Here is a 22,288-nt window from a genome sequence, read left to right as displayed (position 1 = left end):
CGCGGTCGCGTCAGCAGCGAGCCCTGCCGCGCCAAAGCCGCGGGGATGCCGGAGCGCTCAGCCAGCTGCGAGATACGGCAGGCCGTCGCACCGCCGCCCCCCAGAACCACCGACGCAACCGAACAGCAACTGCGCGACATCACCGCTGCCGCCCTGGGCGAGGTGTACTGTCGCGACAACGGCCGCCGCTCCCATGGTCAGTTGGCGAGCTGACCATTGCGGCTGGTGAGCGGTTGATCTCTGTTTGGCGACGGTACCTGCGGATGTCGTGGCAGAACGGGTGCATAGGATCGCCGGCATGGCACTGCGACCTGTCCAGGTGAACATCGCCACCACCTCTGCGGCCCACCAGGCGGAGTTGGTCGCGAGCCTCCAGGCTCTCGGTGCGACGCCCGCCCATGCGGGCCAGGGCCAAGTGCCGTGGACGGTCCTCGCCGACCCGGAGGGCCACGAGTTCTGCCTCCTCGCCCCGTCCTGACGCGGAGCCTCGACGACACCCCTCACCCGCCGCCTGGTACGCGACTAGGAGCTGCGCACCACCAGCGCCACGACGGCGAGCATCCAGCTCGCGCTGTTCCAGCAGCCCAACCACCGAAGGCGACTAGCCACTATGCCTACAGAGCCGCCGCCCCTACGCGCGACCAGCAGAAACGCATCTATCAAGCGAACTGTGACTGAGCACCCTCGTTGGTTGTGCCCGCGACTCCGTGATGGCTACGACCGCCGACGGAGTTGTGTCGGCCATTCGCGGCGACGGAAGCCGTCACGCAGACGGGACCGGAGTCTCCGGCGGGGCGGGAAGCGTCCGTCCTAGGCGGGCGAGTGGGGACAGGGCCATCAGTGCCGGCGACAGCAGCATGCCTGCGGCTGTTACCAGGAGGCCGGTGCGCGTCCCCCACACTTCCGCGAGAAAGCCGCCGAGCAGTGAGCCGAGCGGGGTCAGCCCCATGCCGACAAAGTTGATCGTCGCCGCCGCGCGGCCTTGCATCCCGTCCGGAGTAACGGTCTGCCGGACAGCCATGACCGTGACATTCACCAGCTGGCTGAAGGTCCCGAAGACGAAGTTGACCGTAAGGAGCGCGGGAACCGTCACTACAGAGGTGCCGTGCAGTGCAGGCGCAAACAGGAACACGCCGTCGCCGAGTGCTGCCGCGGACACGAGCACAGTGCCATATCCGAAGCGGCTCGGTAGGCGGGCGGCCAGCAGCGAGCCCAGGAGCGCGCCCGGCCCCGTCGCCGCGAGTGCCAGCCCAACGGCGGTGCCCGACAGGTGCAGGTCCCGTGGCAGGAACAGCAGATAGACGGTCATCACAGCCGCGAAGAAGAACTGGAAGGCGGCTGATGCGAGGCACACAGTCCGCAGCGAGGTGTCGCGGGCAACAAAGCGGAGGCCCTCATGGATCCGCCGCCAGACCCGAGGAGGACGTTCCGAGCGTTTCGGGATGGATTCGCGGCGACCGATCCGTCGGATCGACAGGAACGACAGCGTGAAAAACACTGCGCTGGAGGCGGCAGCGATCGGCGCCGAGAGCACAGACACCAACGCACCGCCGAGGGCGGGACCGCCGATCTGTGCCGCGGACCGACTGCCCTCGAGCGCGCTGTTGGCCCGTACCAACTGATCGCGTTTCACCAGCCGTACCGAAGACGCCTGGTATGCCACGTCGAAGAACACGGACAGAGCCCCGATGGCGAAGGCAACCACGAACAGCGCCGGCAGGCCGAGCCCACCGAGGAGGCCGGCCACGGCGGCGGCGCCCAGTGCCAGGGCCCGGCCGGCGTCCGTCAGCACCATCAGCGTGCGGGTTTGCCACCTGTCCACCCACGCGCCGGCGAAGAGCGACAGCAGCAGGATCGGCGCCTGCCCCACCGCGCGCAGGGCGCCCAACTGGCCGGCACCGGCGTTGAGCGTCAGGACGGCGAAGAGCGGCAGAACCACCAGACATGCATGTTCGCCCAGTTGGGAGGCCGTCTGGCCCACCCAGAGCCTGCGGAAGTCGCGGTCCCGCCACAAGTTGGACGGAACGGGTTGACCGGAATCGGATACAGCGGAGGAAGAAGACGGCACAGGGACCCCTCGGATGACCGAAGACGAGACCCGCCAACCGGCGCACAACAGGTGCACCGACCATTTCAGGCAGCGGGAAAGGAAGGCTCGCTGTGCCGCGCATTAAGGGCAGCACGCGATGACAGGCCGCTGACGGCCTCAAACGTCAACGCGTGCTCGGACGACCGACCATGTCTTCGCTCCTCGTGAGTCACTCGCTGCACGAACACTAGCCCCCGTTCGGCAGGGCACGAAAGGCGATTATGGGCCGGGCAGACGGTGGGAGGGGTCCGGCCGTTCGCGCCGGGTCACGAGGGTGGGACGACTACTTGGTGGTCGACGCGGCAGGGCGCGGCCCGCCCTGCGGCTCGCCCGGCAGGTGTCCTTGGTGCGAGTGTCCTGCCACGCGAGCCCACAGCCGATACTGACGGCACATTGCCGCGTTACCCGTTGCCGACCGAGCGTTGGTTCAACAGAATCAAGACGATCGAACGGCAGGTGTCCGTGTCGACTTGGCGGGCGGTGCGCTCACTGCCGGCCAACCAGATCCGATATCACGGCGAGCGGCAGGGACGGGTTGGCTGCTGCTGCTTCCGCTACCTGCCAGTCCGTGTCGGCGAGCAGCTCTGCGATGACCGGTGGCGGAAGTGCTGGGTGGCCGGCGGCTACGGGTCTCGCCCGCTTGTCCGTCAGGCAGGCGAGCAGCGCCGAGGCCGTCGCCCCGCGATGTCGGGCAACCTCACGGAACACCTTCTGCGCCGCTGGTTCGTGCCGAAGCAGGTCCTCCAGCAGCGCCGGGGGCGCGTCTGGGTTGGCCGCCACCTTGGCCAGGACACGGACACCGTGTCGGTCGACCATGGTGCGCAACTGCGCTTCGGTGAGGCCCGGGTGCGGAGCGAGGGCCTTGACCACCTTCGCGTCGGGGTCGTCGGCCAGCCGGTCGCGTATCTCGGGCGGCAAATCGCGTCGTTGGGCCACGAGCATTCGGGTGGCCGGGTCCGGCGACGTGGCCAGCTCTTCGACCTCGGTGGGAGAGGAGGCGGCAATACGGGGCAGAAGGGTGGCGCCGATCTTGGTAGTTCGGGCCAGGTGGGTGAGCACGTCGAGCGGTACGCGGGGATGGTGTGCGAGCCTGCGGCGCACGTCGGGGTCACGGTCGCCGGCCAGCGCACGGATCAGGGCATCGTCGATCGCGGGATTTTCGGCAACGTCGGCGCGGACACCGGGAGTGGGGTCCGAAGCGAGCCGTGCGCAGGCCTGCTGGGGCAGGTCCTGACGGGCGGCGAGCGCCCAGCGCAACTGCATCGACGGATAATCCACGAAGCCGACGACGGCTTCGACGGGGGTGGCAGGGTTACGGAGTGCAGCCTCCCGCATAGCGTGGACGGTGGACTCGTGGGAGCCGTCGCAGGAGGCGCCCGGCAGCAGATCGCAGTCGGGCCGTAGACACTGCGGATCGTGGATGAAGGGGGTCTCCTCGCGGTCACAGACCAGACAGTGTCGCGCCGCAGGCAGCCCCTCCCCGGTCACCAACGCTACCAGTGCGGCCGGGGGTGTCGCCTCGTTGCTCGCCACCGCGCGGCGGACCTCGGCGTGCGGATGCGCCGCGAGTCTCGCGGCCACATCTGGGGTGGTCCACAACGCAAGCTCGGCGACGACACGTACGTCCGGGTCCGCCGCGAGCGTGTCCACCACGTCGGACGGGAGGCCGCGGCAGGCCGCCAGCTGCTCCCGACGCTCACGGACCGGATCCGCCGCAAGGCGACGCGCCCACTCCGGGCGGCCGACACCCTGGTCGAGCAGGGCGAGGGCGGCATCCGGCCAGACAGCGGGATCGATGTCGGCGGCGGTCAGCCGACCCTCGTACGCGAGCCGCACCGCGCTCTCGTCGACGCGCTCGGCCAGCGCGACCGCCTGTGCACGGCTGAGGTCCGCGCGACAGGCGAGGCCCGCGGCGATGTCGTCGTCCGCGATGGATATCAGCCGGTCGACCAGCTCGGACGACAAGGCGGGGTTGGCGGCGAGCCCGCACAGGATGTGATGCACAGAGACATCCTGCCTGGAGCGTGAATGACGCGTTCAGGATTATGTGATGCCAACGAGTTGCCGGCGGGGCGCCCGGACACGTGCTGAGCGCACTGTCCGGCGAAACCCGTCAACTGAAGCGCTCAGTCGCATCGCGTCGCGCAGCAGCGCGTACGGGCGCGCGGCCAACTGTGACCGGAAACGGTTTCGGGGTGGTCCTGACCGGTCTCAGCGTTACTGGTGATGTGGGTCAGGCCGATGAATTCGGCGCTGTCGGCCCACAGTTTTGGGGCCGGCTGGTCGCCGCGGGTCAGCCACGCACGGCAGCCAGGCACTCGTCGTACAGGTCCATGATGTCGCCCTTGCCGTCGTTGTCGACCCACGTCATCGATGCGGCATCCAGAAAGGCGAACGCCGTCGTGACCACCGCGCGGGCCTTCGCATCCGCGCTGCCGGCAGTAGCGCCCATACGCGCCTCGATGAGCGGCGGCAGGCGTCGACATCGGCGGTGAGCCTACCCACCTCTTCGCCGACTCGGCCCGCGTTGAGCTCGAGCTGGTTGCCGTAGCCGTTCGCCGAGTCGCTCCAATGGCCGACGAAGCTGTTGGGGAGGGCAGCGGTTTTGTCGTCGTCCTGGAAGGCGTTCCAGACACCGAAGATCAATACAGCGAGCAGCGCAGAGGCTCCCACGGCCAGCCACGGGCCTTGCTTCTTCGCCTGGGCATCCGGGGGTTCCGGCTTGTTCGCCAACTCAGGCTTGGCCGTGGTCTCCGGCTTCGGCTGGGCGGTCACCGTCACTGTCGCGGCGTTCGGGCCGGAGGCCGGTGCGGAGTCCACGAGGGTGGGCGAGTGGGGCCGCGCGGGCAGCCCGGGGTCCGCCGGTCCGGACTCCAGCTGGAGCAGTTCGACAGCCCGGCGACCGATGTCGTCGGCGACAGCCGTGGGCAGCCAGCGGGAGGAATCCAGTGATGCGCCCGCATCCTGCTCGCCGGCCAAGGCCCGCACGACTTCCGGCAGTGTCGGACGGGCGGCAGGATCCTTGGCGAGACAGGCGGAGACCAGCTCCTTCACGGCATCCGGTGCAACACCGTCAAGCCGCGGCTCGGCGTGAGCGACCCGGTAGAGGAGTTGGGCGGCACTCTCACCAGGAAATGGCTGCTGGCCGCTGGCCGCGTAGGCGAGCACGGTTCCGAGTGAGAAAACGTCCGTGGCAGGGCCGACGGCTGCCTCGCCGGTGACCTGCTCGGGAGCCATGAAGCCAGGCGAGCCGACAGCCACGCCGGTCGAGGTGAGCCGGGTGGCCGCCTCGGCGGCGCGGGCGATGCCGAAGTCGATCAAGTGCGGGCCGTCGAGCGCGAGCAGCACATTGGACGGCTTGACATCCCGATGCACCAGCCCTTGTGCATGTACGGCGCCCAGCGCCTCGGCCAGCCCGATACCCAGCGCACGTACGGTGCGCTCGGGCAGTGGGCCATGCTCCTCCACCATGTGCGCCAGGTCGCTGCCCGCCACGTAGCCGGTCGCCACCCACGGCACCTCGGCCTCCGGATCGGCGGTGAGCACGGGGGCGGTGCGGTTGTGGTTCTGTTCCCCGCTCACCAGCCGCGCCGCCGCCACCTCGCTCGCGAATCGCGCCCGGAACCGCTCATCCGCCGCCAGATGCCGGTGCACCACCTTCACGGCAACGAGCCGCCCACCCTGGCTCCGCCCCAAATACACCCGCCCCATACCGCCGTGCCCGAGCACCCCCAGCAACCGGTACGCCCCCACCTCGGCCGGGTCGTCCGCGCCCAGCGACCCCAATGCCCTCATCCCCGCACCCCTCGAATATGCGACGAATTCACTATGACGCGTCTGCGTCAATCAGCCTACAGTCGGCGCGAGTTGCACGGCTGCGGCCCGCGACAGGAGACCAGACAGCTACCACCACCGCACCTCAATCCACCCACGAATAGCCCTGAAAGGTGTCTTTATTGCCGTACGGTGGTTGACCTGGGCTTTGTGATCGCCCAAGTATGGGCATGATCAGTGATCGTGGGTCTGTGACTGCTCTACCATGAGGTCGCTGTGGGGCGCCGGCAGGTACAGTGGCCGCAGCTCTCATGGGCTGATCGTGCCGTGCTCTCCGTTCGCGCACGGCACCTGCCACCCGCCGCGACAGCCCCCCCCCGCGGGATTCGCAAGAATAGATAGTGTGCCAAGTGAGTGGGGGTAACGGCTGTGCTTGCCGAAAATCTCATCCGCTCTCATCCGTCCGCGTAATGCGGCATGTCGGTACTCGTGGAGGATGCCGCGGAGGCGATCGCGTCGTGCCGCTGGTTCCAGATCAGAGTCCGGTCCAGCAGTTCGCGTCGGCAAGTCTGCACCCACCGCTCCATGGCCGAGTTCATTCTCGGGATCCGAACATCGCTGAGAACAAAGTAAATCCCCGCATCGGTAAAGACGGCATCGAAAAGGGCGGGGAACTTCCCATCCCGGTCCCGGATCAGGAACCGCGCCAAGCAGCCCGCGTCCTCAAGGTCCATGAAGTCGCAGGCCGGCAGGGCATCGGCCTGGGAACGCAAGATGTCGGCGCACCACCCTGCCAGAGGCAGCACCAGGGCCCGAACAGGCCGGGCAGTGCGAGGTCTTCCAGGACGCTGGGGCACGAGGCGGTGGGTGTCGTGCAGGAGACCGGACCGGGCGTCGCCCGGGTCCGTCCCGGTGACCACGTGGCCCTGTTCTACGTGCCCAGCAGCGGCTTCTGAGCCGACTGCGCGGCCGGCCGGCCCGCCCTGTGTGCACAGGCCGCCGCGGCGAACGGATCGGGAGCGCTGCTGCACGGCCCGTCCCTGCTGACCGACACCTCCGGCAACCCGGTCCACCACCAGTTGTGTGTCTCCGCGTTCTCCGAACGCGCGGTGCTGGCCCAGGAGCCGGTGGTGCCGATACCGCAGGACATCCCGTTCACGGTGGCGTCGACGTTCGGCTGCGCGGTCCTGACCGGCGACGGAGCCGTCATCAACACGGCGTCCCTGCGCCCCGGCCAGTCGACGGTGGCCCACGGCCTGGGCGGCGTGGGCCTGGCCGCGGTGCTGGGTGCCCGCGCGGCAGGCGCGTACCCGGTCATCGCGGTCGACCCGGTACCGGAGAAGCGCGAGCGGGCCCTCCAGCTGGGCGCGACCCACGCGTACACCCCCGGCGAGGCGGTCGAGGCGATTCATGACCTCACTTCCGGTGGTGCCGAGCTGGCGGTCGAGGCAGTGGGCAGCCCGAAGGTGATGGCCGTATGCCTGACGGCCGTGGCCCGGGGCGGCACGGCCGTCTCGGTGGGCCTGCCCGCCCTCGACCGGGTCTGCAGGTCCCGGCGCTGACGTTCGCGGGCGAGGCAAAGTCCCTGCCGGGCTAGTACATGGGCGACGCGGTACCGTGCCGCGACATTCCCCGGTTCCTGGACCTGTGGCGGGCGGGCCAGATGCCGGTGGAGCGGATGCACACCGGCATCCTGCCGCTGACCGGCATCAGCACGGCGATGGAGGAGCTGGCCTCGGGCCGGGCGATCCGTCAGGTCATTGACACATCGGGAATGCTGGACGTCCGACCGGTGGACCGAGGCTCAGGGTGCGCGAGGTGGCCGAAAGGGGCATGCCGGAGACACGTTGCCACTACCAAGACCCTGTCCTGTGTGGTGAGGCGGACGAGGCGTTTGTAGCAGCACATGGCTGCGGCGAGTCCGAGAGGGGCCAGGTAGTTGCGGGGATGACGCTCGTAGCGCGGGCTGAGCCTGCGGTATCCGGAAAGCCACGGGGCTCGGACCTGTGTGTTCGCCTCCCTTTGCGGGCCGAGCCGACGTTGCGCTCACAGTCAAGGAGTTGGCACTCCATGCAAAGGACTTTCGCGCCACTTCGAGGCAGGATGCACATCAGACCACCGAAAGCGATATCCGGGGGATGGTGGTGAAGGTGACGTTCGACCAGGAGTGGGCGGAGCTTGTCTCCGCGGCCAAGGAGCGGCAGTCGGCCGGGATGCGGCTCAACCAGGCCCTGCCCGGCCCCGGCCCGGGTGGCGGAGCCAACCACGACCTGGTCGTCCATCAGGACGACCTGGGAGCCGTCGGCCACGAGGCGTACGAGCTGCACGATGTGCTGCGGAAGAAGGCCGACATCGAGGGCGCCGGCATGGACAAGAGCGGGTCGGGTTCCACTCTGCAGGCCGCCAGGGAGCTGTCCGCGCAGAACATGACCATGGGGAACGAGCTCTCGACCACGGTCTCGGTCTGGGACACGCAGGTCAAGACGGTCCTCCAAATGTGTGCCCACATCTCGAACCACCTGGACTACTCGAAGAAGGCACATACGAAGGACGACGAGTACCTCGCGGCATCGCTGCGCCATCGCGACGGCGCAGCGGTCTCGGTCTCGGAGATCTCCCAGTACGTGAAGTAGCAAGTACGTCAAATAGCAAGTACGTGAAACAGACGGGGGGCGAGCGAGGGTGGCGACCTTCACATACACCAACCTCCTCACGATGGACCTCGGCAAGCTGGGCACCGCGGTCACCGACTGGAAGACCATGGTCGGCAACCTGGCGAAGCTCAAGACCGAGGTCTCCAGGGGACTGGTGGCGAAATCCGAGGCGGCACGGTGGGAGGGGGTGAACGCCACCGTCACCCGGGAGTTCGTACGCAGCACGGCAAAGGAGTTCGGCGATCTGCACCTGGAGGCCGAGTCCATCCACAACGTGCTCCAGGACGCCCACACCGAGCTGTCGGCGGTCCAGAAGCGGGCGAAGCAGCTCGACGAGGAGGCGCGCAAGGGCGGCAAAGTGGACCCCGGCATGTCCGTGTCGGACAACGGCAACGGCACGGTGACCGTGCGCGCGCTGTGCTCCAAGAAATTCCCGCTCTATTCGCAGCGGAGCAAGGACCTGGAGCAGTGGTACGCGGACACCCTCACCGGGCTGGTCGCCCACGCCTCGGAGATCGACGCCGCCGTCTCTCGCGCCCTGAAGAACAGCCACGGTGGCGAACCCTTGAACCCCGGCCACGCCAAGTACACCTCGCTGGACGAGGACCAGTTGCCGCGAGCCGTGAAGCTGGCCGCGCTCGGCGGCGACGCGAACCCGAGGCAGCGCGCCGAACTGGGTCGCCTGTGGCAGTCGCTGAGTCCGGAGGCGCGTGCTCAGCTGTGGAAGGAGCACAAGAAGGACCTGCTGGCGGCGGGTCTGCTGGAAACCACGATCAAGCGACTCTCCCCGGACGCCGGTTCGGGTCCGCACGGTGCGGAGACTCCCGGCATGACGGAGGTGATGACCGGGGCGAAGATGCAGCTGCTGGCCGAGAGGGCCGACGCGTTGGGCATGACCGACGCGGGCCGCCACATGGCGCACTACCTCAGCAACTCCGGCAGCCCCATGTTCCTGCCTGTCGACAAGATGCTGTCCGACGACAAAGGGTTCCAGGCCCACATCGAAAAACAGATCAGGGACAACCAGAACGAGTGGCGCAAGAAGGCGCTCGCGGAGTTCTGGAGGAACGGCGGCAGGCCGGTCGCCATCCCGGTGCAGACCGGGAACAGGGGCTACACCTTCGACCGGGAGAAGAACCCCAACTGGTTCTTCGCCGTCGGATCCACCGGCTCGAACGTGACTGGCGTGGTCACAGTGGAGCCGGACGCCAGCGGCAAGCCCAAGGTCGGCCTCGACTACCAGACCAACGCCTGGGACCGCTACAACTGGGACAAGGGCAAGGGCGTGGACATCGGCAAGATCCACATCCCGGACGGACAGCCGTCGCGGCTGCACACGACAGGTCTCGCCCAGGAGTTCAGCGTGTCGGGGTCCAGTTCGGTCAAACACTACGACCTGGGTGGATCCACACCGAACAACGGCCCGCTCCCGAAACCCGACGAGCCGTGGCGCTAGGGCGGGGCGTACGGATCCCGGTCGGGAGAACGCCGCTCGCTGAGCAGCCAGGTTTTCTGCGGGAAACGTTCCGGAGAACCGGCTCAACGCATGGGCACCGTCGCCGTGTCACTCACCGTCTGCGAAGGGCAACCACGGCGGACGGCCGAAGGCCATCGACGACGACTCCCTCCTGCTGGCCCGCGCTGAAGGACCGCGGCGTCCCCGTCCCCGAGATCGCGAAGAAGCGGACCATCAAGACCGGCAAGAACGCTGGACAGCACCCCCTGTCGGCCGATGCTGATCATGCCCGTCCCCAAGAGCCGGGCATCCTCGTAGCTGTTTTGGATCCCGGTTCCAGGGCAGGACAAGGGCCGAGGGCCGGACTGGTGCCCCATGCGCCGTGCCGCGCTGACCAGGGGTGGGGGCCATGGCATTGAGCTCGAACGGCCTTCTACCTGGCGAGATTGCCGCACGTCACCAAGAACGCGCATACCGTCGTGAGGGTGGCCGCAGCCGGGCTGAAACGCTACCCCCACGACCAGTTGATGCGGACGATCCGCATGCAAGGCATGGAGGCGATCGGCGGGCGACTGCACGTGACGAACTACCGGCTCGTCTTCAACGCACACCCGATCAATCGCCTCCGCGGCGCGGGTGAAGGGCTGGCCCTACGGTCACCCGGCTCTACTTCCCTGCGGACACTCCCACCGGCACCGCTCCGGTCGAGAAGTCACTCGATCCGGTCAGCGTGTGGCGAGGAGTTCCAGGGTGTCGATCACGCGGTTGGAGAAACCCCATTCGTTGTCGTACCAGGCGACCACCTTGACGTGGCGGCCGTCGACGCGGGTGAGGGCCGCATCGAAGATCGCCGAGGCCGGGTTGCCGACGATATCGGACGATACGAGCGGGTCGTCGGAGTACTCGAGGACGCCGGCGAGCGGGCCCTGTGCGGCGGCGCGGTACGCGGCCAGCACGTCGTCGCGGGTCACGTCGCGGGCCACGGTGCTGTTGAGTTCGACGATCGAGCCGACCGGAACCGGCACGCGGATCGAATCGCCCGACAGCTTGCCGTCGAGGTTCGGCAGCACGAGGCCGATCGCCTTGGCGGCGCCCGTCGTGGTCGGCACGATGTTGACGGCGGCGGCACGGGCGCGGCGGGCGTCGCGGTGCGGACCGTCCTGCAGGTTCTGCTCCTGCGTGTAGGCGTGCACCGTGGTCATGAAGCCGTGCTCGATGTCGGCGAGTTCGTCGAGCACCGCGGCCAGCGGCGCAAGCGCGTTGGTCGTGCACGAGGCGTTCGAGACGATCGTGTGCACGTCCGGGTCGTACGCGTCGGTGTTGACCCCGTACGCGAGCGTCACGTCGGCGCCGTCCGACGGCGCGCTGACCAGCACCTTCTTCGCTCCCGCGTCCAGGTGGGCGCGGGCGGCCTTGGCGGAGGTGAAGCGGCCTGTCGCCTCCAGCACGATGTCGACGCCGAGCTCGCCCCACGGCAGCCGCGCCGGCTCCCGCTCGGCGAGCACCGTGATGCGTCGGCCGTCGACGACAAGGGCGTCCCCGTCGGCGGTCACCGGACGGCCGAGCCGTCCGGCTGTGGTGTCGTAGGCGAGGAGCCGGGCGAGGGTGACGGGCTCGGTGAGGTCGTTGACGGCGACGATCTCCAAGTCGCTGCCGCGTTCCAGCAGGGCGCGCAGCACGTTGCGTCCGATGCGGCCGAATCCGTTGATGGCGATGCGAGTCATGTGTCGTGGTGTCCCTTCGGTTCGTCACCAGTTTCGCGTGCGTGATCCGGCCATGGCCGTGGCGTGAGCGCCATGGTTCGCAAGGATCGCGCCAGACGCCGGGCGGCGGGCTACTCGCCCCGGGTGAAGGTACGTCGATACTCGCTGGGGGTGGTGCCGAGGATGTGCTGGAAGTGCATCCGCAGATTTGCGCCGGTGCCGAGACCGACGTCGTTCGCGATCTGCTCGACACTGCGTTTTGAACGCTCGAGCAGTTCACGGGCCAGGTCGATGCGGGCGCGCATGACCCACTGCATCGGCGTGTACCCGGTGTCCTCGACGAAGCGCCGCGAGAACGTGCGCGGTGAGACCGCCGCATGCTGGGCGAGGGATTCGAGGCTGAGGGGTTCGTCGAGCCGGTGCAGGGCCCATTCGCGGGTGGCGGCGAACCGTTCACCGAGCGGCTCGGGCACGCTGCGCGGCACGTACTGCGCCTGGCCGCCGCTGCGGTAGGGGGCCGCGACCAGGCGCCGGGCCGCGTGGTTCGACGCGGCCACCCCGAGGTCGCCGCGCAGGATGTGCAGGCACAGGTCGATGCCCGAGGCGGCGCCGGCCGATGTCAGCACGCTGCCCTCGTCGACGAACAGGACGTTTTCGTCGACCCGGATGAGCGGATGCTTCTGTGCAAGCGCCCGCGTGTAGTGCCAGTGCGTCGTGGCGCGCTTGCCGTCGAGCCGGCCCGTGGCGGCGAGCGCGAAGGCGCCCGTCGAGATGGCGGCAAGCCGTGCACCTCGGTCGTGTGCGGCGATCAGCGCGTCGACGACGGCCCGTGGCGGGTCGTCGCGGTCCGGGAACCGATAGCCGGGGACGAAGACAATGTCGGCCCACCCAAGCGCGTCGAGACCGTGGGTGACGTGGTAGGCCAGGCCGTCGCCGCCGGTCACGAGCCCGGGCGCCGCGCCGCACACCCGCACCTCGTACGGCATGCTGGCACGGGTCGTGAACACCTGTGCGGGGATGCCGACATCGAGCGGCTTCGCACCCTCGAGTACGAGGACGGCGACTCGGCGCAGGCGGGAGGACGGCACGGGAAACAGGGTACGAGCCGGCCGGGCCGCTCGTCCTCACTGACAGTGGTGGTCCGCGGTACGTGGCTCACGGCCCGCTCGACCTGTCCTGATCCACCACGAGGGTGGGCGAACCCCCACTGCATGCCCCCTGGTCGCTGTCCCGGCACGGCGGTCTGCAGCAGGAGGGGTCGGCTCCGATCGGTCGACCGGCGTGCCCAGCGCCGCCGCACAACGGGGGCGTGGCGCTGTGCGGCCGTCAGTCGCCGAAGCGACGGCGTGCGTCCTCGATGTGACCGAGGTATTGGTGGGTCCAGCCGCATATGGCGTCGACCGTGGTGCGCAGTGCGCGGCCCGGTTCGGTGAGGGTGTACTCGACCCGCGGCGGCACGGTGGGGTACACCGTCCGCTCGACCAAGCCGTTGTGCTCCAGCATGCGCAGGTTCTGGGTGAGCATCTTGTGGCTGATGCCCTCCACCTCGTCCCGCAGCTCGCTGAAGCGCAGGGTGCGCTCACCGAGCATCTCGATGATCAGGAGCGCCCACTTGTTGGCGACGTCCGAGAAGATCTCCCGCGCCAGGGAATCCGCGCGCCTCAGGTCTGCATTCTCGGGCAGGCCCCTGAGTAGCTGCTTGGTCACCATAAGGTTCCTCAGTCACCGAAAAGTGCGTTCTTCCAGGTCCGCTATCACTCTCTTACAGTTCCTGAGTAACCACAAGAGATAGTAGACAGAAGGGCGAGCACCGTTGGCCACCATCGATGTCTTCAACCACAATGTGCCTGCCGAGAGTGACTTCGGCTACTCGCAGGCGATCAAGTCCGGGGATCTGATCCACGTCTCCGGACAGCTCTCACTCGACGAGGCGGGCGAGTTCCTCTACGCGGACGATTTCGACGCCCAGCTCAAGCAGACCTACGTCAACCTGGACAAGGTCCTGGACCACTACGGCGTCACCCGGAACCAGGTCGTCTCGCAGACCTTGTACGTGGTGAACCTGCGCCAGAATGCCGCGGCGACGGCAGAGGGCAACCTGGCGTACTTCGGCCACCACCGTCCGGCCAGCACGGTCTTCGGCGTCACCGAACTGACCTTCCCCGGCCAGGTCATCGAGATCAGCTTCGTCATCGACACGAAGCTGCCCGCCTGAGCTTGGCCGCAGTGCGTGGCCCGTCTTGGCCGGCATCTCGCGGAATGGTCACGGCGACCGCTCTGCGAGCAGCCTCGCTCTTTGGGCAGCTGTGGTTTGACCTGCCTCTTCGAGGTTCAGAAGCAGGAACCAAGATGGGCTTGCCTTAGGGGCGGCCATGGACGCCGGCGTCTTCGATGTGGATGCCGGCGAGGCGCGCAGCACCGCCCGGTCGCGGGTGCGGCGTGGGGTCGCGGCGTCCGGGCGTGGCTGGTCGGTCTCGTGGAGCGCGGTCGACGGCGCCGGCCGGCAGCAGGATCCAAGCGGCGGCGGGGTCGCAGGCCGGGTCGCGAATCAGCCCCGGTTCGGTGGCTGAGACGAGCTCGTGGGTGAAGTGTTCGGCGGTGTCGGCCAGGGGGCCACCGCGGTCTCGGCCTGCGTGCGCTCCGTCGGGGCGGGCAGTCGGGGGAAGGAATGCGGCCAGGGCGACGGCCGCCTCCGCGGGGCGCGCAGCCGGGGGTGCGGTCGGCGGGCTCGCCAGGACGCTGTGGGACGGGGATTCTGGAGAGGAAGGTGCGGGGCGAGGAGGGGCGGCCAGGCGTGTTCCTTGCGCAGCGGCGACGGCGTATCCAGGCCGTCGGCGACTCCGGCACCGGCAAGTCCCACATGCTCATCGTGCTGGGCACCGAGGCTGCGATGAAGGGCTACCGCGTCAGCCACACGCCGTCCTTCATCAAGTCGAGCTGCGTGGTGCCGCCGGCGAGATAATCGGCTGTCCGCCTCCGCCTCGGGCAGCGCTTCGGAGACCTGGCGGGCTCGCACGTCATCGCCCACCCCCTTGATGGTTGTCACCTCTCGCCCGTCGCACCGGTCGGCGAGTGCCAGACACGAGAGGATGCGCCTGCCGTCCAGGTGGACCCATCCCGGCGCGTCCGGGTCCACCGGCGCGGATGCCGTTCGGCCGGACGAGTGACAGACTGAAGGTCGAGTCGGCGGCCTGCACCAGAGGAGCTGGGGGCTGCCCTGGGCGTCCACTCCGTCTCGCATCCCGGCAGCGATCGATCCGTTCGCTGACCAGATGGGAACTGTTCATGACTTCTGTAGCGCCGTATTCCCCGGATGAAACCGCTCTTCTGCTCGTCGACCCGTACAACGACTTCCTCTCCGAGGGCGGCAAGCTGTGGCCCCGGGCGAAGGAAGTGGCGGAAGGCGTCGGCCTGCTCGACCACATGCGCACCATGCTCGCCACGGCCCGCAGCCAGGGGTTTCGCGTCTTCATCGTGCCCCACCACCAGACGACGCCGAACGACTACATCACGTGGGACCACTTGTCCCCGACCCAGCAGCGCATCGTGACCCAGCAGACCTTCGCCGAGGGCAGCTGGGGGGCCGAGTGGCACCCCGACCTCCACCCTCGCGAGGACGAACTGGTCATGCGCCAGCACTGGGCTTCGAGCGGCTTCGCGAACACCGACCTCGACTTCATGCTCAAGCAGCACCACATCCGCAAGATCGTGCTGATCGGTATGCGGGCAAACACTTGTGTGGACACCACCGCACGCTTCGGTCAGGAGCTGGGCTACCACGTGACCCTCATCCGCGACGCCATCGCCTCCTTCAGTTGGGAGGAGATGACAGCGACATTCGAGCTGAACGCGCCCCTGTACGCCCACGCCATCCTCACGACAGACGAATTCGTCGACGTCGTTGGGGAAACGCCGTAGCGGAACGCCACTTCAGCACCACAAGACACTCCCGTTGCGCACGGGTTTCGCGGGCTCGCGCCCGGGTGCTTCGACCGCCCCAGGTTCGCGCCCTGCGCGTAATGACGCGTTCGCATCACGGTGGCCCGAGCTTGGTCGGGCCGTCCGGTTATCCGACCGCTGCCCGGCGGCGGTGCCCGGCCGGGGTGAGGTGGTGGGAACCGTGCCGGAGCGCGTCGGGAATGTCACGCGGGAGCGTTACGAGCAGATCGTTGCCGCGGCCCGGCAGTTGGTCGCGCAGATCACGCGGACCCAGTTCACGCTGGGAGACAAGACCCTGGAGATCGAGCCGATGCGGCCAGTGGGCGGGGCGATGCCGAACGGCACCGAGGACCTGTTCACGGTCGAGGAGTCGTTCGCGCTGTTTGCCGAAGACATTGAAGTGGCCCCGTCCACGGTGAAGGACTGACGGTGGACCGCCTCCAGGTGGCCGATCGATAAGCGCAAGGGCGCCGTGCCTTCGGGGTTCACCGGATCCTGGCCCCGATCAACGACGAGGAGGAACGGCGAGCGGCGATTGATAACCGTCCGTTCAACCAGCGCACCGGTCAGCGTCGTTGGACCCAGGACAGTGCCAATCTGCTGCGGCGGCCTACGGTGACCGACCAGGTCAGCCCGCAGGACAAGCTGCGGGTTGTGGGCGAGCTGACCCGGGGCGAGAACGTCGTCCGGCAGGCCACCGCCGAGCTGCTGTGCGGCGGCCGGCCGTCGCGCGGGAGGCCATGCGGGATGACACCGCCAGGATTGCTGGTCAACTGGGCTCAGTTCGACAACTCCGAGCAGGTCCAGGACCGGATCCGCGAACGCACTCCGGCTGTGCGGAAGATTGAGCACACCATCGAGTACCTGGACCTGGTCTCTGTCGATATCGCGCTCGCGGTGGCACTCGGTGGCCGGATGCGGAACTCGAACTCGTCTTCAAATCAGCGCTCTTCGAAGTTCCGCAGGAGCTGTGGGACATCGACAAGAAGCACAGCACGGTCAACGGGGCGCCCTGCTGATGTCCGCCCCGCACATGACAGGCTGCCACCATGGACGACAAGATCTGGTTCATCGGTCTGCCCTACGACGACGATCGTGACGCGTCTGCCCCAGCCGACCAGCAGTGTCTCGCCGAGGTCCTGGAGGGGCAGGGCTTCCGGACGGCGCCCGCCGACTTCGGGCCGTCGCTGGAGGTGTGGCTGCCGGACCCGTCGGAGTTCGCGGCCTCGGTCCACCTCGGTGACAGCTGGATGGTGCAGATCGCCGTCGACGAGCGCCGGCTCGCCGAGGACTTCGACGAGTACCGGGGCAACACCGACGCCCTGGCGAAGCTGATCGGCATCGTCACCGAGTACGCGGGCACGTACCTCGGGTTCGTCACCGCCGACGACGATGACGATCTGTCCTTCATGGAGGAGGATCCGCCGGTCCATCTGGGACAGCCGCTCGCGATGGTCTATTTCGGACGGCGTTACCTGAGCGGCTGGCCGGACGAGCCGCAGTGGGCCGCGGACCCGAAGGCACGCTGGGAGCTGCCGACCGGAGTCCTGCTGGTTCCGGCATCCTCCCCGCTCGAGATCACCCGGGCTTAGCCTCGCCGTTTCGCTTGAGAGGCATCCGGATCTTGGGCGGGAACGCGATAGTGCGGGCGGCGTCGAAGACTGCAGCCGCAGCGAGAAGACCACCGGCTTCGGCCGCTTTCTCTCCCGCCACTTCCACGTCAACGCCGCATGGCTCGAACTCGCACTCGCCGCCATCGACCTGCTCGCCTGGGCCCGCACCCTGCTACTGGAAGGTGAACTGGCCACCGCCGAGCCGAAGAAGATCCGCTACAGGCTCCTGCACGCCGCCGCCCGCATCACCCGCGGCGGACACCGCCTCCGCTTACACATCTCTGCGACCTGGTCCTGGCGACACGAGCTGACCAGCGCATTCACCCGCCTGGCGGCCCTGCCTCGCCCGGCTACCTGACAACAACGCCGTCCCTGCCCGCCCACGACAAGGAAACCTGGAGCACCCGGCCCGCGCGTCGGGCCCCACGCATGCCGGCTCGGCAAAAGAGCCCCCAAACCCAAGGCCCAGCACCGGCAGACCAGCCCAGTCATACGAAGCGAAACGCTGAGGCCAGGGCGTGTGCCGAAAGTGAATCAAGGCAGTGGCTGAGCAATCGCGGCGAAATGAGGCGATCTCGCCTCGATCTGGCTCACCTGCACTCCATCCGACGGGCCAGGCTCCCGATCTGGCAGAAAGCGCCTGATCACACAGGGGGCGCGGGTGTTATGGTCCCTCGCATGGCTGAACTGATCGCTCCCACGGGACGGCTGCATTCCTCGTGGCTCACGGCGCGTGACGAGTGGCAGCCTGGTGCTCACCAGGACGGGGCTGGCCTGCGTCTGGTTGGTGACGATGAGCTCGACAGCCCGGAAGGGTTCGCCTCATGGGTCGAGCGACTGCGACAGCAATCGGACCGGTCGCTGCCTGTCGGGGAAGGACGCGTCCACGCTACCCACTGGTGGATTGTCGACGGCGAGACGTACCTCGGGGCCATCGACCTTCGGCACTATCTGAACGCCTTTCTGTTGGAAGGCGGCGGACACATCGGCTACAGCGTTCGGCCTTCCGCCAGGAGACGCGGACTGGCCTCGTGGGCGCTGGGAGAGGTTCTACTCAAGGCGCCGGCGCTCGGTCTGGACCGGGTCCTCCTCACCTGTGACGACGGCAACGTCGGCTCGGCGCGCACCATCGAAAGCAACGGCGGCGTCCTCGAAGATGTGCGCAGCACCGAAAGCGGGGTCAAGCGCCGCTACTGGATCACTCTCAACGACGCTGGTCACAGCCATTCATTGATGGCCGCTACGAGGACGGTAGCCTCGTAGCGGACCGCGAGTTTGATGCCCCTATGGATGTCAACATGCTGACGCCGCAGTGCACTCGGTGCGACGTAGCGTTTGAGGCAGCGGATGGCTTCACGGCGGGTCTTGCCCTGGGCAACACGACGCTCCACGTAGTCGCGGGTACGGGCATCCCAGCGCAAGCGGGCCAGAACGATGGTGTAGAGAGCGGAGTTGGCCTGGCGGTCGCCGCCTCGGTTGAGCGTGCGTCGCTGGGTCTTACCCGAGGACGCTTCGACCGGGCTGACACCGCAGAGTGCGGCGAAGGATGACTCGCTGCCCATCCGGTCCGGGTTGTCGCCGGCCGCTATCGGCAGGGCGGCAGCGGTGTCCGGACCGACGTCGTAGCGGTCCAGGAGACGTGGTGCGCAGTCGGCGATTGCCCTGGTAATCCGCGTGGTGAGGTCGTTGATCTCCTCGGTGAGATGCTGGATGCGCCTGGCCGGCAGCCGAAGTGTGTGGCGGGCAGCCGCTGCCGGGGAAGTGTCGGCGGCGGCCTCCAGCTCGGAGTACTTCCGGATGAGTTTCGGATTGCTCGGGCCACTCAGTGCCTCGCGCAGGGTGGGGTCGGCGGCGACCAGGACGGCCTTGAGTTGGTTGATCGCCTGCGAACGGGATTTCGTCGCGGAAACCTTGGCCATTTTGAACATGCGGATGGCCTCCACCGGACCGTCGCTGGTCTTGGCGGTGGCGGTGGCACGTCCGGAGAGCACCGCCTGGGCAGCAGCTGCGGCGTCGATCGCGTCGGTCTTGCCGCGTCGCCGCCGGGTGGCCTTGTCCGGTTGGTTGACCTCGGTAACCGCGATTCCCTCGCGGTGCAGGTAGGGCGTCAGTGCCGCGCCGTAGGAGCCGGTGCACTCCACGCCGGCCCGCTGCAGGCGGCCGAAGGCGCATGCCCAGGCCGGCAAGCTGTCGGTAGCCGTCCTCGGTGGTCGGAAAGCTGCGGGTGTCCAGCAGGGCTCCTGTTGTTGTGGTGATCACTGCAGCCACGTGGATGTCCTTGTGGGTATCCACGCCGAGCACGACATCTTCGAGCGGTTCGGGCGTGTGGTGACGGGGGCGGGTGGACTGGGTCATGCTGGGCACGGTTGCCTGTCTCCTGAGCGCTTCGGGAACACCGGTGGCCGACGCCGGGCCAGGTGTGTCGGTCAGGACTGTGACGGTACGGTGCCTGTCGCGAAGGCCCCTGTCGGGACACGCCCACCGGTCCGGTGGCAGCACGTGCCGCCCCCAGCGGTGGTCGGCAGATCAAACTCAGGGCATCAGGGCCAGTCGTACCTCGGGCCAGACCACTGCCCGAGACGGCACCCGATCATCCTCACAGTCGTACCTCGTGGCCACGGCACGGTGCCTTTTGATCCGATTAATGCCGCACTCGACCGCGTGCCGAGCCTTGTAGTCCTCGGGGTGGAACTTCGGCGGACGGCCGCCGAGCGAGCCGCGCTTTTTGCGGTTGCGGGCCTGGTCGGCCCTTTCCGGGATGGTGCAGCGGATCCCACGCCGCCGCAGGTAAGCGCAGTTCTTCCGGAAGGCGTACGCCTTGTCCGCGTGCACCCGCCTCGGCCGGGCGCACGGCCTGCCCGACCCCAGGCGGGGCACCCTGATACGGCCCAGGACGACCTCGAACTGCGGGGAGTCTCCACGCTGCCCGGCGGTGATCACGATGGACATGGGTTTCTGCCCCTGCTCGACGCCCAAGCGCAACTTGGTGGTCAGCCGAGCGTCCGAGCCCGTGGTTGTCCGGCTCGGCGGCGAGCCGCCGGGCGGCTCCTTCTGAAGCCCCCCTTTGCGTGCCCCAGCGGCGTGCTGGTGGGCCCGTACGATCGTCGAGTCGACGTTGATGGCCCAGGTGATCAGGTCCTTCGTATCCGCCCGGGCCTGGAGGGCGATGAAGATCTGGTGCCACATTCCGTCCCGCTGTCGGCGACGGAACAGGTCGTACACCCGACCCCACGGCCCGTACTCGGCGGGCACGTCCCGCCAGGGAACGCCGGTGCGGACCCGGAATCGGGTGCCGTCCCGTCCATCAGTTGCGGCCGGGTCCAATCGGCGGCCGGCCGGGCTTCTTGACCCTCGGCAACAGCGGCTCCAGCGCCGCCCATTGTTTGTCCGTCAGGTCTCCACGCGCCACGAATGAAGATCATCTCACGACCAAGATCTACTTTTGACACATGCCCTGATTGACCTCTTCCGGTTGGAGCGAACGCCACCCTGCTGGCCCCCACCAAACAGGAGCCGTAGATGGTGAACGTCGAGCCGACCGACGCCGATGAAGCGCTGAGCCTTCCTTGCTGGTCAGTACTTTGAACTGCGGTGATCGGACGGAAAGCCGCGGTGTCGGTCACATACCGGTGGCTGTCTGCCCGTTGTCGGTGGTTTTTCGGCGGGGCCTGGAACCTTTCAAACAGATCCTGCCAGGTGTCCATCCGGCAGGCGTGCGACGGCAAGGAACCACCATGACCACTGACGTCACAGTCATCGGTGCCGGACTCGGCGGCCGCACGCCCGCCCGCGTTCTGCACGTTCACGGCATCCCGGCCACCGTCTACGAGGCGGAGGCCTCTGCGACAGCGCGCACGCAGGGCGGGATGCTCGACATCCACGAGGACAGCGGACCGTCGGCTTTGCAGGCGGCCGGCCTGACGGACGAGTTCCGCGGCCTCGTCCTGGAGGGCCGCCAGGCGATGCGGGTCCTCGACCGGGCCGGGAGCATTCTGCTCGACCAGGCCGACGACGGAACGGGCGGCAGCCCCGAGGTGCTGCGCGGCGAGCTGCGGCAGATGCTCCTCGACTCGCTCCCGGCCAACACCGTCCGGTGGGGGCACAAGGTCAGCGGCACCCGTGCCGTCGGCGAGGGCCGCCACCAGGTGACCTTCGCCGACGGCACCACCGCCACCACCGGCCTGCTGGTCGGTGCGGACGGCGCGTGGTCCCGAGTTCGGCCGCTGCTGTCCGACACCACCCCCGAGTACATCGGCATGTCGGGCGTCGAGACCTACCTGTTCGACGCCGACACCCACCACCCGGCTGGCGCGAAAGCGGTCGGCGGCGGGTCGCTGTTCGCGCTCGCGCCGGGCAAGGGATTCCTGGCTCACCGGGAGCAGGGCGGCACCCTGCACACCTACGTGATGCTCGCCCGACCACGGGACTGGTTCGCGGACGACGCCGCCCACCTCTCGCTCCCGAACGGCGAGGGCGCCAACCTGGCCATGTACGACGCCGCCGAACTCGGCAAGGCCCTCGCCGCACACCCCGACGACGTCGAGACCGCGCTCACCGAATACGAGCAGGCCATGTTCCCCCGCAGCGCTGCGGCCGCCACCGAGGCACCTACGTCCACGAGTTGTTCTACGGAGACGACGCACCCCACGGCCTGATCAACATGTTCACCGGAGGTGAGCAGACCTCGTGAGCCGCCGGCCGAGGGCACCACTGTGCCTGTCACCTCATTCTCAGGTGCCTCACCCGCTCCATGACTTCCCTTCGTGGAACGGTCCCCATGACCGATCCACGAACGCTTTCACGAGCCCCACCTATCGGGCTGCCACTGCTTGACCTGCTGTTTCGGGGTTTGGGAATGACCTCTGATCGCCGCCGCAACCCCGCCGTCGGACCTGTCGCCTACGCTCTGCGCAGCACACAACCAGGATCACGAAGGTAGGGGCAGTGGTGGACGGTTCGTCGGGGGTGGACAGCGGCTACCAAGCGCATCGGGCGGCGTTCGCGGTGTTCGCCGAGCAGTTGCGGAAGGGCGACCGCCGGGCGGCCCTAGCCGCCGCGCA

17 protein-coding genes and 8 pseudogenes are annotated in these 22,288 nt (G+C 68.2%); 15 read left to right on the top strand and 10 right to left on the bottom strand.

What is annotated here, in order from left to right:
• Positions 1 to 45: 45 nt before the first annotated feature.
• A complete protein-coding gene (locus tag CCN51_RS56560; protein WP_193383687.1) occupies positions 46 to 213 on the top strand; it encodes a hypothetical protein in 168 nt (55 codons plus the stop codon).
• A gap of 100 nt (positions 214 to 313) precedes the next feature.
• Positions 314 to 472, top strand: a pseudogene (locus CCN51_RS28405) (VOC family protein); the annotation flags it as partial.
• Between the two features lie 291 nt (positions 473 to 763).
• On the opposite strand, the gene CCN51_RS28400 reads toward CCN51_RS28405, so the two are convergent.
• The 4 genes and pseudogenes from CCN51_RS28400 to CCN51_RS57980 form a co-directional block, all read right to left on the bottom strand.
• Positions 764 to 2,068, bottom strand: coding sequence for an MFS transporter (locus tag CCN51_RS28400; RefSeq protein WP_043485891.1), 1,305 nt, complete (start codon positions 2,066 to 2,068; stop codon positions 764 to 766).
• Positions 2,069 to 2,575: 507 nt separating this feature from the next.
• Positions 2,576 to 4,093: a hypothetical protein gene (locus tag CCN51_RS28395; RefSeq protein WP_014172650.1), complete on the bottom strand. Its 1,518-nt coding sequence runs from the start codon at positions 4,091 to 4,093 to the stop codon at positions 2,576 to 2,578.
• A 363-nt stretch (positions 4,094 to 4,456) separates the two neighbouring features.
• On the bottom strand, positions 4,457 to 5,884 hold the full coding sequence (locus tag CCN51_RS28385) for a serine/threonine-protein kinase (RefSeq protein WP_078610255.1): 1,428 nt from the start codon (positions 5,882 to 5,884) through the stop codon (positions 4,457 to 4,459).
• Between the two features lie 497 nt (positions 5,885 to 6,381).
• A pseudogene (locus CCN51_RS57980) lies at positions 6,382 to 6,717 on the bottom strand (integrase); the annotation flags it as partial.
• A 9-nt stretch (positions 6,718 to 6,726) separates the two neighbouring features.
• Between CCN51_RS57980 and CCN51_RS60145 the strand changes: the two are divergent.
• Positions 6,727 to 6,819, top strand: a complete 93-nt coding sequence (locus CCN51_RS60145; RefSeq protein ID WP_014172647.1) for a hypothetical protein — start codon at positions 6,727 to 6,729, stop codon at positions 6,817 to 6,819.
• A 174-nt stretch (positions 6,820 to 6,993) separates the two neighbouring features.
• Positions 6,994 to 7,425, top strand: a complete 432-nt coding sequence (locus CCN51_RS57975; RefSeq protein WP_238545235.1) for a zinc-binding dehydrogenase — start codon at positions 6,994 to 6,996, stop codon at positions 7,423 to 7,425.
• Between the two features lie 310 nt (positions 7,426 to 7,735).
• Here CCN51_RS57975 and CCN51_RS56555 read toward each other — a convergent pair.
• Positions 7,736 to 7,909, bottom strand: a pseudogene (locus tag CCN51_RS56555) (IS5/IS1182 family transposase); the annotation flags it as partial.
• 104 nt (positions 7,910 to 8,013) lie between these two features.
• On the opposite strand from CCN51_RS56555, the gene CCN51_RS28370 reads away from it, so the two are divergent.
• Both CCN51_RS28370 and CCN51_RS28365 read left to right on the top strand, forming a co-directional pair.
• Entirely contained in the window at positions 8,014 to 8,496 is a 483-nt protein-coding gene (locus tag CCN51_RS28370) for a hypothetical protein (protein ID WP_106436498.1), read from the top strand.
• Positions 8,497 to 8,545: 49 nt separating this feature from the next.
• Entirely contained in the window at positions 8,546 to 9,973 is a 1,428-nt protein-coding gene (locus tag CCN51_RS28365; protein ID WP_014172643.1) for a hypothetical protein, read from the top strand.
• A 725-nt stretch (positions 9,974 to 10,698) separates the two neighbouring features.
• Here CCN51_RS28365 and gap read toward each other — a convergent pair.
• The 3 genes from gap to CCN51_RS28345 all read right to left on the bottom strand — a co-directional run bounded on the left by gap (position 10,699) and on the right by CCN51_RS28345 (position 13,386).
• Complete coding sequence (gene gap, locus CCN51_RS28355; protein ID WP_014172642.1) at positions 10,699 to 11,697, bottom strand: type I glyceraldehyde-3-phosphate dehydrogenase; 999 nt, start codon at positions 11,695 to 11,697, stop codon at positions 10,699 to 10,701.
• Positions 11,698 to 11,807: 110 nt separating this feature from the next.
• Positions 11,808 to 12,764: a GlxA family transcriptional regulator gene (locus tag CCN51_RS28350; RefSeq protein ID WP_014172641.1), complete on the bottom strand. Its 957-nt coding sequence runs from the start codon at positions 12,762 to 12,764 to the stop codon at positions 11,808 to 11,810.
• Between the two features lie 238 nt (positions 12,765 to 13,002).
• Positions 13,003 to 13,386, bottom strand: a complete 384-nt coding sequence (locus tag CCN51_RS28345) for a winged helix-turn-helix transcriptional regulator (protein ID WP_086860222.1) — start codon at positions 13,384 to 13,386, stop codon at positions 13,003 to 13,005.
• A 103-nt stretch (positions 13,387 to 13,489) separates the two neighbouring features.
• Between CCN51_RS28345 and CCN51_RS28340 the strand changes: the two genes are divergently transcribed.
• From CCN51_RS28340 to CCN51_RS28310, 8 genes and pseudogenes are all read left to right on the top strand, one after another.
• Positions 13,490 to 13,891 (top strand): RidA family protein, encoded by a 402-nt coding sequence (locus tag CCN51_RS28340; protein WP_014172639.1) that lies wholly within the window; start codon positions 13,490 to 13,492, stop codon positions 13,889 to 13,891.
• A 615-nt stretch (positions 13,892 to 14,506) separates the two neighbouring features.
• Positions 14,507 to 14,593 (top strand): annotated as a pseudogene (locus CCN51_RS53565) (IS21-like element helper ATPase IstB); the annotation flags it as partial.
• A 368-nt stretch (positions 14,594 to 14,961) separates the two neighbouring features.
• Positions 14,962 to 15,594 (top strand): cysteine hydrolase family protein, encoded by a 633-nt coding sequence (locus tag CCN51_RS28330; protein ID WP_014172636.1) that lies wholly within the window; start codon positions 14,962 to 14,964, stop codon positions 15,592 to 15,594.
• Between the two features lie 202 nt (positions 15,595 to 15,796).
• Positions 15,797 to 16,042, top strand: coding sequence for a hypothetical protein (locus CCN51_RS28325; protein WP_014172635.1), 246 nt, complete (start codon positions 15,797 to 15,799; stop codon positions 16,040 to 16,042).
• 59 nt (positions 16,043 to 16,101) lie between these two features.
• Positions 16,102 to 16,515: pseudogene (locus CCN51_RS60140) on the top strand (DUF6192 family protein); the annotation flags it as partial.
• 149 nt (positions 16,516 to 16,664) lie between these two features.
• Positions 16,665 to 17,207, top strand: coding sequence for a hypothetical protein (locus CCN51_RS28320; protein WP_014172634.1), 543 nt, complete (start codon positions 16,665 to 16,667; stop codon positions 17,205 to 17,207).
• Between the two features lie 61 nt (positions 17,208 to 17,268).
• Positions 17,269 to 17,586, top strand: a pseudogene (locus tag CCN51_RS28315) (transposase); the annotation flags it as partial.
• A gap of 320 nt (positions 17,587 to 17,906) precedes the next feature.
• Positions 17,907 to 18,491: a GNAT family N-acetyltransferase gene (locus CCN51_RS28310; protein ID WP_014172633.1), complete on the top strand. Its 585-nt coding sequence runs from the start codon at positions 17,907 to 17,909 to the stop codon at positions 18,489 to 18,491.
• Here CCN51_RS28310 and CCN51_RS28305 read toward each other — a convergent pair.
• Together CCN51_RS28305 and CCN51_RS28300 are read right to left on the bottom strand one after the other, a co-directional pair.
• A pseudogene (locus CCN51_RS28305) lies at positions 18,446 to 19,592 on the bottom strand (IS110 family RNA-guided transposase). The gene CCN51_RS28310 and the pseudogene CCN51_RS28305 sit on opposite strands and share 46 nt — an antisense overlap.
• Positions 19,593 to 19,760: 168 nt before the next feature.
• Positions 19,761 to 20,552 (bottom strand): IS5 family transposase, encoded by a 792-nt coding sequence (locus tag CCN51_RS28300; RefSeq protein WP_238545234.1) that lies wholly within the window; start codon positions 20,550 to 20,552, stop codon positions 19,761 to 19,763.
• Between the two features lie 410 nt (positions 20,553 to 20,962).
• Between CCN51_RS28300 and CCN51_RS28295 the strand changes: the two are divergent.
• Positions 20,963 to 21,918: pseudogene (locus CCN51_RS28295) on the top strand (FAD-dependent oxidoreductase).
• Positions 21,919 to 22,288 lie beyond the last annotated feature (370 nt).

It is taken from the genome of Streptomyces milbemycinicus (genome assembly GCF_002154605.1).
GTDB classification, from domain to species: domain Bacteria; phylum Actinomycetota; class Actinomycetes; order Streptomycetales; family Streptomycetaceae; genus Streptomyces; species Streptomyces milbemycinicus.
The sequence above is the reverse complement of the archived record's forward strand: the minus strand, read 5'-3'. Positions and strand labels throughout refer to the sequence as shown.

What these genes read in the sequence shown, in the direction of transcription:
- CCN51_RS56560 (WP_193383687.1), top strand. Translation starts at nt 46, where the DNA reads ATGCCGGAGCGCTCAGCCAGCTGCGAGATACGGCAGGCCGTCGCACCG.
- CCN51_RS28385 (WP_078610255.1), bottom strand. Translation starts at nt 5,884, where the DNA reads ATGAGGGCATTGGGGTCGCTGGGCGCGGACGACCCGGCCGAGGTGGGG.
- gap (WP_014172642.1), bottom strand. Translation starts at nt 11,697, where the DNA reads ATGACTCGCATCGCCATCAACGGATTCGGCCGCATCGGACGCAACGTG.
- CCN51_RS28345 (WP_086860222.1), bottom strand. Translation starts at nt 13,386, where the DNA reads ATGGTGACCAAGCAGCTACTCAGGGGCCTGCCCGAGAATGCAGACCTG.
- CCN51_RS28330 (WP_014172636.1), top strand. Translation starts at nt 14,962, where the DNA reads ATGACTTCTGTAGCGCCGTATTCCCCGGATGAAACCGCTCTTCTGCTC.
- CCN51_RS28320 (WP_014172634.1), top strand. Translation starts at nt 16,665, where the DNA reads ATGGACGACAAGATCTGGTTCATCGGTCTGCCCTACGACGACGATCGT.
- CCN51_RS28310 (WP_014172633.1), top strand. Translation starts at nt 17,907, where the DNA reads ATGGCTGAACTGATCGCTCCCACGGGACGGCTGCATTCCTCGTGGCTC.